The organism is Alkalihalophilus lindianensis, assembly GCF_032843265.1.
GTDB lineage: Bacteria > Bacillota > Bacilli > Bacillales > Bacillaceae_D > Alkalihalophilus > Alkalihalophilus lindianensis.
The window spans coordinates 1-251 of record NZ_JAWJBA010000729.1 but is presented as its reverse complement, the minus strand read 5'-3'; the positions used below and the strand labels follow the sequence as shown (position 1 = coordinate 251).

At 39.4% G+C, this 251-nt stretch carries 1 protein-coding gene; it reads right to left on the bottom strand.

Annotated features, from left to right (window positions below; all coding sequences use genetic code 11):
- Window positions 1-73 precede the first annotated feature (73 nt).
- Window positions 74-247 carry a CinA family protein gene (locus RYX56_RS24095; RefSeq protein WP_317124348.1) on the bottom strand — a complete coding sequence of 58 codons (174 nt, stop codon included), beginning with the start codon at window positions 245-247 and terminating at the stop codon, window positions 74-76.
- Window positions 248-251 lie beyond the last annotated feature (4 nt).

The window sequence follows — 251 nt, the reverse complement described above, 5'->3', positions numbered from 1 at the left end:
CTCAAGGTTTTAACCAGAAAATACATTTTTCCCAAGTAATCAGATAATTGAAACAAAATTAATCACAGAACACTTATTCAGCATTCTGTGATTCCCGTAAGTTCCTTATTAAAAAATAACAGCCGAATTTGACAGCACGTTCTCGATTCGCTGCCCTAGAACCCCCCAGTGTAATTTTCTCCACGTTTGTCGGGCGACCTTTGATTGAGATACCAATATAGACTGTACCTACCGGCTTTCCTTCCAGTTCA